This is a genomic window from Angustibacter aerolatus (assembly GCF_054776675.1).
This window is the reverse complement of record NZ_BAAHBM010000101.1, coordinates 1-10,253: the sequence shown is the minus strand read 5'-3', so window position 1 is coordinate 10,253 and position 10,253 is coordinate 1. Positions and strand designations below refer to the sequence as shown.

At 75.4% G+C, this 10,253-nt stretch carries 7 protein-coding genes; 1 reads left to right on the top strand and 6 read right to left on the bottom strand.

What is annotated here, in order from left to right; genetic code table 11:
* The 3 genes from ACYVI6_RS16430 to ACYVI6_RS16420 form a co-directional block, all read right to left on the bottom strand.
* Positions 1–318, bottom strand: a 318-nt coding sequence (locus ACYVI6_RS16430; RefSeq protein ID WP_460447399.1) for a FadR/GntR family transcriptional regulator, incomplete at its 3' end; no start/stop codon positions are given.
* Positions 315–1,835, bottom strand: a complete 1,521-nt coding sequence (locus ACYVI6_RS16425; RefSeq protein WP_460447398.1) for an amino acid permease — start codon at positions 1,833–1,835, stop codon at positions 315–317. The genes ACYVI6_RS16425 and ACYVI6_RS16430, both read right to left, overlap by 4 nt.
* Positions 1,836–1,881: 46 nt before the next feature.
* Complete coding sequence (locus ACYVI6_RS16420; protein WP_460447397.1) at positions 1,882–2,601, bottom strand: DUF998 domain-containing protein; 720 nt, start codon at positions 2,599–2,601, stop codon at positions 1,882–1,884.
* 60 nt (positions 2,602–2,661) lie between these two features.
* Here ACYVI6_RS16420 and ACYVI6_RS16415 point away from each other — a divergent pair, with 60 nt between their 5' ends.
* The gene (locus ACYVI6_RS16415) at positions 2,662–4,353 is read left to right on the top strand and encodes a phosphatidylglycerol lysyltransferase domain-containing protein (protein ID WP_460447396.1); all 1,692 of its coding nucleotides are present in this window, start codon (positions 2,662–2,664) and stop codon (positions 4,351–4,353) included.
* Positions 4,354–4,359: 6 nt separating this feature from the next.
* On the opposite strand, the gene ACYVI6_RS16410 is transcribed toward ACYVI6_RS16415, so the two are convergent.
* From ACYVI6_RS16410 to ACYVI6_RS16400, 3 genes are read right to left on the bottom strand one after another with little or no spacing between them, the layout of a single operon-like run.
* Positions 4,360–5,451 (bottom strand): branched-chain amino acid aminotransferase, encoded by a 1,092-nt coding sequence (locus ACYVI6_RS16410; RefSeq protein ID WP_460447395.1) that lies wholly within the window; start codon positions 5,449–5,451, stop codon positions 4,360–4,362.
* A gap of 34 nt (positions 5,452–5,485) precedes the next feature.
* Positions 5,486–6,559 (bottom strand): 3-isopropylmalate dehydrogenase, encoded by a 1,074-nt coding sequence (locus ACYVI6_RS16405; RefSeq protein ID WP_284290334.1) that lies wholly within the window; start codon positions 6,557–6,559, stop codon positions 5,486–5,488.
* A gap of 57 nt (positions 6,560–6,616) precedes the next feature.
* On the bottom strand, positions 6,617–10,204 hold the full coding sequence (locus ACYVI6_RS16400; protein WP_460447394.1) for a S8 family serine peptidase: 3,588 nt from the start codon (positions 10,202–10,204) through the stop codon (positions 6,617–6,619).
* Between the last annotated feature and the right edge of the window lie 49 nt (positions 10,205–10,253).

The window sequence follows — 10,253 nt, the reverse complement described above, 5'->3', positions numbered from 1 at the left end:
CTGCGACCCCGGCGCCGGCGCCCGGTAGGTGACGACGGTGCCGCCGCCGCGGCCGCGCCGGGTCTCGACCATGACGGCCTCGCGCAGCGACGCGATCGCCTCGCGCAGCGTCGTGCGGCTCACGCCGAGCGTCTCGGCCAGCTCGCGCTCGGGCGGCAGGTGCTCGCCACCGGCGAACACCCCGAGCCGCACGCTGGTGGCCAGCTGCTCGACCGTCGCCTCGAACGCGTTGCCGTCGCGCACCGGCCGCAGCACCGCCGACGGCAGCCGGCGGGCGGCACCCGCGAGCGGCACCGCCCCCTCCCCGACAGGTGTCACGAGTCGAAGATCTCCGCGGCGGCCTTGCTGCCGTGGCCCATCGGCACGTCCTTCATGAAGTGCTTGCGGCCGCGGACGAACCACATGACCGTCGCGATGAGCAGCACCACCACCACCGCGACCGGCGCGTAGTTGAAGGTCGAGGAGTTCACCGGCGAGGCGGGCGGCAGCATGAACAGGACCACGATGAACACGACCCACACCACCGCGATCCAGCCGATCACCGCGCTCCAGCGGCCCAGGTTCCACCGGCCCGGCACGAAGTCGGGGTTGGTGCGCCGCAGGTACACCGGCACCACGTAGGCGATGTAGAGCCCGATGACCGCGATCGACGTCACGGCGAAGTACGCCACCAGGCTCTTCAGCGCCGGCAGCGTCAGCACCACCGAGCAGACGACGCAGAGCCAGATCGAGTTGGTCGGCGTGCCGGTGCGCGGGTTGACCTTCGCCCACAGCCGCGAGCCCGGCAGCGCGCCGTCCCGGCTGAACGCGAACGACATCCGCGAGTTCGCGGTCACCGAGGCCATGCCGCAGAAGAACTGGGCGACCGCGCAGATCGCCAGCAGGAACTCGCCGGTGTGCCGGCCCGCGGCGTCGATGAAGATCTGCGCCGGCGGCAGCCCGGTCTCGCTGGTGCGGGCGCCCTCGTAGTCCTGGATGGAGGCGGTGACGGCGATCAGCAGCACCCAGCCGGCCAGGATCGACACCCAGACGCTCGACACGATGCCGCGCGGCGCGCTGATCGCGGCGTTCTTCGTCTCCTCCGCCACGTGCGCCGACGCGTCGTACCCGGTGTAGGTGTACTGCGCCATGAGCAGGCCGATCAGGAACACGTAGACCGCGCTGTTCCAGCCGTTGTGGTTCTCGTAGTGCCCGAACGTCCAGCCGATCGACTGGTGCCGGTCGGGCACGATCGCGAGCACGGCCACGATGATCGCGACGCCGGCGAGGTGCCACCAGGCGCTCACGTTCGACAGCAGCTTGACCGCCGTGACGCCGAAGGTGTTGAGCAGCCCGTGGATCGCGATGATGACCAGGAACACCACGAACGTCTTGAGCAGCGTCACCTCCAGCCCGAAGACCAGGCTGAACAGCGCCGTCCAGGTGACCGCCGCCCCGTAGTCGATGGCCGCGGTGACGGCGACCTCGCCGAGGAAGTTGAACCAGCCGACGTACCAGGCCCAGGCCTCGCGGTTGCGCCGGGCCAACCGTCCGGCCCAGAAGTACAGGCCGCCCGCGGTCGGGTAGACCGAGCAGACCTCGCCCATGGCCAGCGCCACGCAGAGCACGAAGACGCCGACCACCGGCCAGCCGACGGTGATGGCGACCGGGCCACCGCTGTTCATCGCGATCAGGTACGAGGTGATGCACCCGGCGAGCACCGAGATGATCGAGAACGAGACGGCGAAGTTGCTGAAGCCGCTCATCCCGCGGTGCAGCTCCTGCTTGTAGCCGAGCTCCGCGAGCGCTGCGGAGTCGGCGTCGGCGTGGGGGTCGAGGGTCTGGTCGGAGGCCATGCGCACCACCTGTGGGCACGTGGACCGGCTCAGGCCTGGCCGGTCGCTAGGGCACCGGATCCTGCTCCTGGGCGCGGCGCGCGTCAATGGTGCGCAGAGCGTGTTTTTCACCGTCGCGCGCCGCGACCGAGCGGCCGATCGCGACGCACCAGGCCGACAGCACCAGGATCTGCACCCGCTGCGGCCAGCCGAGCAGGTGCGGCAGGTCGGCGTACCGCCCAGCGAGCACCACCGCACCGGACGCCGCCGCGAGCAGCGCCGTCGCGAGGTGCACGCGTCCGCGTCGGACGGCGGACGGCTCACCCGGGCGCCGCGACCGCTCGGCGAGCCACAGCAGCAGCGCCCCCGCCAGGGCCCCGCCGACGGCCAGCACGCGGGCGACCTCGTGCGCCGCGGCGCCGGCGTCGAACGGGCACGGCGCCGCACCGGGGACGGGGGTGCAGGTCTCCGGCACCAGGGCGGCCGCCGCCGTGGCCGCCGCGCTGGCCAGCACCGCGAGCAGGCCGGCTCGCCACCGCCGCCCGCGGTCGCCGGTGCGCAGCCCCCACGCGGCCAGCACCGCGAGCAGCACCGAGGAGGTGACGTCGCCGGCCCGGAACGCCGCGGCCCACGGCCGGCCCACGGCCTGCAGGTCGCTGACGAGCGTCGTCGCGACCGGGCTGCGTGACGGCAGCACCCACTCGAGCAGGAAGTTGGCGCCGAGCACCCCGGCCAGCGCGCCCAGGCCGGGTGCCCCCCGGGAGCTGCCCCGCACCGTCCGCTGCACGGGTCGATGGTGGCCCGACCCCGCCGCGGGGCGTGCACCGGGCCCCATACGCTGGCCCGGATGAGCCAGGGGCGGCCGGACGTCGGCGGGGCGGGCGGGGTGCGACGCCGCGTGCCCGCGCTGGTCGCGTGGGTGGTGCGGGGCGTGGCGCTGCTGTCGCTGCTGGCGCTGCTCACGCCCGACGGCGAGCGGCACCGGCACGACGTCCGCGACGCCGTCACCGACGGCACGGCGCTGGCCGTCGTCATCGCGCTGGCCGCGGTGATGCTGGTGCTGGCTCGCGCGCTGTCGCACCGCAAGCGCCGGGCCTGGCGGGTGGTGCTCGGCCTGGTGCTCGTCGCGGCGGTGCTCTACCTGCGCGTGCGGCAGTGGGAGGCGGCCGGTCTCAACCTGGCGATGGCCGCGCTGCTGGTGTGGACGCGCGAGGAGTTCAGGGCCCAGGCCGAGCCCGCGTCGCGCTGGACGGCACTGCGCGCGGCCGTGCTCATGGGGAGCGTGTCGTTCTTCGCCGGCCTGGCGATCACCGCGCGCACGGCGCCGGACGCGACCGGGTGGGCGGCGGTGCGCGAGACGCTGCGCGGGCTGGTGGGCCTGGTGCCCGACCTGCCCTACCGGCGGCGCGAGCTCGGCGACCTCACCAGCGTGGCGCTGACCGGCCTGGGCGTCGCGACGGTCGGCGTGGTGCTCGTCGTGCTGCTCACCCCGCGCCGCAAACCCGCGCTGCTGCTGCCCGAGGACGAGGCCCGCGTGCGGGTGCTCCTCGACCGGCACGGCGACCGCGACTCGCTCGGCTACTTCGCGCTGCGCCGCGACAAGACGGTGCTGACCTCGCCCAGCGGCAAGGCCGCCGTGGCCTACCGGGTGGTCGGCGGCGTCTCCCTCGCGGCCGGCGACCCGCTCGGTGACCCCGAGGCCTGGCCCGGTGCCATCGCGGCCTGGCTCGCCGAGGCGCAGCGCTACGCGTGGACGCCGGGTGTGCTCGGTGCCAGCCAGGAGGGTGCGACCGCCTACGTGCGGGCCGGGCTCGACGCGCTCGAGATCGGCGACGAGGCGGTGCTCGACCTCACGACGTTCTCGCTGCAGGGGCGCGAGATGCGGGTCGTGCGGCAGGCCGTCGCCCGCGCCGTCCGCGCCGGGTACGCCGCGACCGCGTGCCGCCAGCGCGACCTCGACGAGGCCGGGATCGCGGAGCTGACCGCCGCCGTCGACGCCTTCCGCGACGGCGAGGTGGAGCGCGGGTTCTCGATGGCGCTCGGTCGGGTCGGCGACGCGGCCGACCCCGACGTCGTCGTCGTCCGGGCCAGGGACGGCGAGGGCCGGCTGGTGGCGGTGCTGACGCTGGTGCCCTGGGGGTCGGACGGCCTCTCGCTCGACGTCATGCGGCGCGCCCGCGACAGCGAGAACGGCACGATGGAGCTGCTCGTCGCGACGCTGGCCGAGCAGGCGCAGGTCCTCGGCGTCCGGCGGGTGTCGCTGAACTTCGCGGTGTTCCGCTCGGCGCTCGAGCGCGGCGGCCAGGTGGGCGCCGGGCCGGTGCTGCGGCTGTGGCGGTCGGTGCTGCTGTGGGTCTCGCGCTGGTGGCAGATCGAGTCGCTCTACCGCGCGAACGCCAAGTACCGCCCCGACTGGGTGCCGCGCATGGTGTGCTTCCCGCGGGCCGGCGACCTGCCGCGGGTAGCCGTCGCCGCGTTGCAGGCGGAGGCGTTCGTGGTGCGGCCCGACCTGCAGCGCTGGCTGCGGCCGCGGCGCTGAGCCGGCTCAGACGAGCCGGGTCATCCAGCCGTGCCGGTCCTCGGTGCGGCCGTACTGCACGTCGAGCAGCGTCTCGCGCACCCACGCCGTGACCTCGCCGGTGCCGCCGTCGCCGGCGACCGCCTCGCCGTCGGGCCAGGCCAGCCGGCCGATCGGCGTCACGACCGCGGCGGTGCCGCAGGCGAACGCCTCGGTGATCCGGCCGGACGCCGCGCCCTGCTGCCACTCGGCGATGTCGAACGGCCGCTGCTCGACGGTCAGGCCGCGCTCGCCCAGCAGCGTGATGATCGAGTCGCGGGTGACGCCCTCGAGGATCGAGCCGCTGGTCGGCGGCGTCACGACGGTGCCGTCGTCGAGCACGAAGAAGACGTTCATGCCCCCGAGCTCCTCGACCCAGCGGTGCTCGGCGGCGTCGAGGAACACCACCTGGTCGCAGCCGTGCTCGGCGGCCTCGAGCTGCGGCAGCAGGCTCGAGGCGTAGTTGCCGCCGCACTTCGCGGCGCCGGTGCCGCCCGCGCCGGCCCGGCTGTACTCCTGCGACAGCCACAGCGACACCGGCTGCACGCCGCCGGCGAAGTACGCGCCGGCCGGCGAGGCGATGACGCAGTAGGTGATCTCGGCCGCGGGGCGCACGCCGAGGAAGGCCTCGGAGGCGAACATGAACGGCCGCAGGTAGAGGCTCTTCTCGCCGTCGCCGGCGGCCGGCACCCAGTCGAGGTCGGCCTCGACGAGCGAGCGCACCGACCCGATGAAGTCCTCGGCCGGCAGCTCGGGCAGCGCGAGCCGGCGCGCGGAGCGCTGGAAGCGCGCGGCGTTCTGGTCGGGCCGGAACGCCCACACGCTGCCGTCGGCGTGGCGGTACGCCTTCAGGCCCTCGAAGATCTCCTGCGCGTAGTGCAGCACCGCGGCCGACGGGTCGAGCTGCAGCGGGCCGTAGGGCACGACGCGACCGTCGTGCCAGCCGTCGCCCGTCGTCCAGGTGACGGTGACCATGTGGTCGGTGAAGACCTTGCCGAACCCCGGGTTCGCGAGCACCTCGGCCCGCCGCTCGGCGGTCGCGAGCCGGTCGTTGCGCTTCAGCAGGAAGTCCATGGACATCCGACTACCGTAGTGCAACCGCCGTGCCGCGGCGTCAGCCGTCCGAGGCTGCTGCGGCCAGGGCGTCACCGATCTGGGACGTCGAGCGCGACCCGGCCGACGCGCGGCCGGCGAGGTCGGCGGCGACGGCCGCCTCGACCCGCGCCGCGGCGTCCGGCAGGCCGACGTGCTGCAGCAGCAGGGCCACCGACAGCACCGTGGCGGTCGGGTCGGCCTTCCCCTGGCCGGCGATGTCGGGGGCCGACCCGTGCACCGGCTCGAACATGCTCGGCGCCGTGCGCTCGGGGTTCACGTTGCCGCTCGCCGCGAGGCCGATGCCGCCGACGACCGCTGCCGCGAGGTCGGTGACGATGTCGCCGAACAGGTTGTCGGTGACGATCACGTCGAACCGCGAGGGGTCGGTGACCAGGAAGATCGTCGCGGCGTCGACGTGCAGGTAGTCGGTCGTGACGTCGGGGAACTCGGCGCCGACGGCCTCGACGGTGCGCCGCCACAGGTGCCCGGCGTACGAGAGCACGTTGTGCTTGTGCAGCAGCGTGAGGTGGCGGCGCGGCCGGGCCTGGGCGCGGGCGAACGCGTCGCGCACCACCCGCTCGACGCCGAAGCGGGTGTTGACGCTCACCTCGGTGGCGACCTCGGCCGGCGTGCCCACCCGCAGCGCCCCGCCGTTGCCGGTGTACGGGCCCTCGGTGCCCTCGCGCACGACGACGAAGTCGATCTCGCCCGGGTCGGCCAGCGGCGTGCGGACGCCGGGGAACAGCCGAGCCGGGCGCAGGTTCACGTACTGGTCGAGCTCGAAGCGCAGACGAAGCAGCAGCCCGCGCTCGAGCACGCCGCTCGGCACACCGGGGTCGCCGACGGCGCCGAGCAGGATCGCGTCGTGCCCGCGGATCTCCTCCAGCACCGAGTCGGGCAGCGTCTCGCCGGTGGCGTGCCAGCGCCGCGCCCCGAGGTCGTAGTCGGTGAGCTCGAGCCGGACGCCGTCCGATGCGGTGGCCGCGTGCAGCACCTTCAGGCCCTCGGCCACCACCTCGCCCCCGATGCCGTCACCCGGCACCACGGCGATCGAGACGGACGACGGCGGCTGGGCTGCGGACGGCTGCGTCATGCCCGGCACGCTAGCCGCCGTCCCACATCGCGGGCGGCCCGTCTCGGGACGTGGACGCTACCGCACCCGGACCGACAGCACCTTCGAGGTGGCGGGCTTCACCGTGCTCGAGCCGCCGTAGGCCGCGGTCACCGAGCGGGTGCCCCGGCGCGGCAACCGCACCTTCAGCACGGCCCGGCCGCTCGACACCTTCGCGGTGCCGAGCGAGCGCGTGCCGTCGCGGAAGGTGACCGTGCCGGTGGCGGACGACGGCGCCACCGTCGCGGTCAGCGCCACGGTGGTGGTGGTGCGCACCGAGGTGCTGGACGCCTTGAGCGACACCGCCGCCGCGCGCTTGCCCACCGTCAGCGTGCGCACGGCGGAGGTGCTGGCGGCGAAGAGCCCGCCGCCGGCGTACCGGGCGGTGAGCCGGTGGGTGCCCACGCCGAGCACCGGGGCGGTGAGCTTCGCGGTGCCCGCCGAGAGGGTGGCGCGCCCCAGGGAGGTCGACCCGTCGTAGAACGTCACCGTGCCGGGCGCGGTGGTCGGGGCGAGCCGGACGGTGAGCACCGGACGGCCGCCGTAGGCGTACGACGTGGCGCTCGAGGTCAGCGCCGCGGTGACCGCCTGCTGCACCGTGACCGTGACCGCGCGCGAGAGCGGCGAGGTGGTGTACCCGCGCGCCGCCTCGGTCGCGGACGGCACCAGCTGGGCGGTCAGCGCGTGGCTGCCGACGCCCAGCGCCAGACCGGGCACCTGCACGGTGGCGCCGCCCGACGTCGCGCTCGACGGCACCACCTTCGACGCGACGAGCCGGCCGGCGTCCAGGAAGCGGACGGTGCCGCCCACGGCGCCGGGCGTCGTCGTCGCGGTGAGCGTCGTGCCCGCACCCGACCGCACCGTCGCCGCCGAGGCGGTCAGCGCGACGGCCGTGCCGCTCGACACGGAGACCACCTCCGCGGACGTACCGGGGGTGCCGGCACCGGCACCGGTCCGGTTCAGGTGGTGCAGCAGCAGCAGCTTGGAGCCGCGGTCGCCCGCGCCGGCGCCGACCGAGCGGTCGGCCGCAGCGCTCACCGCGTCGTGCCGCACCCGCAGCGTCGACGTCGCGTCGTCGAACCCGCCGACCGGGAACGCGCCGTCGGTCGTCGGCACCGCGGCACCGACGCCGGGCGAGCGCAGGTCGAACGACATCGGGTGGTCGCGGTCGCCCACGGCGTCCAGCACGCCGCTGGTCGCCGTCGAGCTCTCGACCCAGTAGCGCACGCGCGTCGAGGTCGGCTGCGCGACGTCGGCACCGTGCGGCAGGGCCTGCGCCATCGCGGGCAGCGCGAACGGCAGCACCATCACGTCGTTGTGGAACAGCCCGCTGTCCCAGGTGGGGTCGGCGGCGCCGACGTACTGCTGCGCGACGTCGGCACCGGGCACGTCGACCACCGCGCCCGGCACGCCGTCGACCACGTGCTGCAGCACGGCGACCATGACGTCGGTGCCGGGCACCCGGTCGTTGTGCAGCACCAGGTCGGGCTCGGCGTCGCCCTGCGTGTCGAACCAGACGGTGAACGTCGCGTAGGTCGGCGTGCGCCAGCTACCGCGGGTGGCGACCCCGATGTAGCCGAGGCCGAAGTCGGCGCTCGACTCGGGCTCGAACGGCTCCGCCACGTAGGGGGCCTCGCTGGCGGCCCCGACGAACGCGAGGTCGGCGGCGCGCTCCTCGGCGAAGGCGGTGCAGGGCCAGGTGCCGGTGTCGTCGCACGACGGCAGCGCCGGGCTCGTGCCCTGCAGCTCGAACGCGCTCACGCTGCTGAAGTAGGTCGAGGCGGCGTCCGGGTCGGCGTCGGTGTCGCCCTGCCGGACGCCGGTGCCGGTCAGGCCGAGCGAGCCGGTGGCCACCCGCGCCGCCGGCAGCGTCACCGTGGAGGCCGCCGCGCGCACGGCGGCCACCGGGTGCGGTGCGGCGTAGACCGGCAGCGCGACGGTGTCGGTCGGGTCGGCGGTGTCGGTGAGCACCAGCTGCGTCGACGCCTCGGTGTAGGTCGCACCACCGGTGTCGTCGCGCACCAGGTCGACGGTGTGCTGCAGGGCCGAGCGGTCGACCTGCACCCGCACCCGCACGGTGGCGCTGCCGCCGGCCGGCACGGCGACGGTCGAGCCGCCCGAGTCGCCGAGCGCCGAGAACCACACGCCGGACGCCTGCAGCGGCGCGGGCACCGGCATCGACAGCGCGTAGCTCCGCGCCGCGCCCGACAGGTTGCGGACCGTGACGGTGCGGGTCAGCACGGTGTCGGCCGAGACCGGGAGGTCGCCGAACGACACGCCGACCGCCCCGGGCGACCCGGCGACCGCGTCGGCGGTCGCCAGCGTGGTCGTCCGCGCCGCGGCGTCGACCTGCACCCGGCCGGCACCGGCGCGCACGGCGGCCACCGGCAGGGCCGGGTCGCCGCGACCGGTGACGGTGGCCGCGGTGTTCATGAGCGCGGCCTTGACCCGCTCGACGTCCCAGTCGGGGTGCAGCCCGCGCACGACGGCGGCCGCACCGGCCACCTGCGGCGAGGCCATCGACGTGCCGCTCATCGTGCGGGCGCCGGTGCCGCTGCGGCTGTTCGCGGCCGAGATCGTGACGCCGGGGGCCGCGACGTCGGGCTTCACCTCGCCGGCGGTGCCGAAGCCGCGCGCCGAGAAGGTCGCGATGTCGTCGACGGCGTCGGTGCGCACCGAGCGCACGCCGCCGGCGACGCCGCTGCCGTCGTCGCTGGCGGCCACCGCGATCACCCGGCTCGCCGACGCCGGCGAGCTCACGGCGTCGTGCAGGTCGCCGGTGTTGCCGGCTGCGGCCACCACGACGGTGCCCGCGGCGGCCAGCTGGTTCGCCGCCACGGCGTCCGGGTCGTCGGGCGAGGCGAAGTCGCTGCCGAGCGACAGGTTCACCACGTCCATCTTGTCGGTGAAGTCGCCGTCGTGGTCCGGGTCGGCCGCCCACTCCAGGGCCTGCGCCACCACCGCGGTGCCGCCGTCGCCGCAGCCGAACACCTTCACGGCGTACAGGTCGGCCTCGGGTGCCACGCCAGGCGCGACGGTCATCGTGCTGAGGTCGGTGCCCGACGTCCACGGGCCGGCGTAGGTGGCGCCGGACGACGTGACGCCGCGTCCGGCGGCGGTCGAGGCGACGTGCGTGCCGTGGGTGTCGCAGTCCATCGGGTTCGCGTCCGGCACCGGCGGGTGCGCCGGGGTGCCGTCGTAGGCGTCGCCGACGAGGTCGGTGCCCCCGACCACGACGCCGCCGGCCGGGTAGCTCGGCGGCTGGTCGTCGGCGTACAGCGCGGCCGACGCCGCGGCCTCGGTGCCCGGGCCGCCGAACGTCGCGTGCGTGTAGTCGACGCCGGTGTCGACGACGGCGATCTTGACCGCGCGGCCGGTCCCGGCGTCCGACCGGGTCGCCCAGGCGCGCGGCACGGCCTCGAGCGCGGCGGACCCGGCGTCGGCGAGGTGCTTGAGGGTGATCGGGTGCACGGCGCGGACGCCGGGCAGCTGCGCCAGCCGCGGCAGCCGCGCCGCATCGGTGCTGACGGCCACGCCGGCGTAGACCGCGCTCGTCGCGTACAGCACCTCGGCCGCCGTGGCCAGCTCGTCGAGGCGCTGCTCCAGCGCACGCTGTGCGGCACGCACGTCCTGCACCTGCGCCCGACCGGCGGCCCGGGCCCGCGCGCGGCCGCCG

Excerpts from the sequence above, each read along its gene's own strand:
- ACYVI6_RS16425 (WP_460447398.1), bottom strand. The coding sequence starts at position 1,835 with ATGGCCTCCGACCAGACCCTCGACCCCCACGCCGACGCCGACTCCGCA.
- ACYVI6_RS16415 (WP_460447396.1), top strand. The coding sequence starts at position 2,662 with ATGAGCCAGGGGCGGCCGGACGTCGGCGGGGCGGGCGGGGTGCGACGC.
- ACYVI6_RS16410 (WP_460447395.1), bottom strand. The coding sequence starts at position 5,451 with ATGTCCATGGACTTCCTGCTGAAGCGCAACGACCGGCTCGCGACCGCC.
- ACYVI6_RS16405 (WP_284290334.1), bottom strand. The coding sequence starts at position 6,559 with ATGACGCAGCCGTCCGCAGCCCAGCCGCCGTCGTCCGTCTCGATCGCC.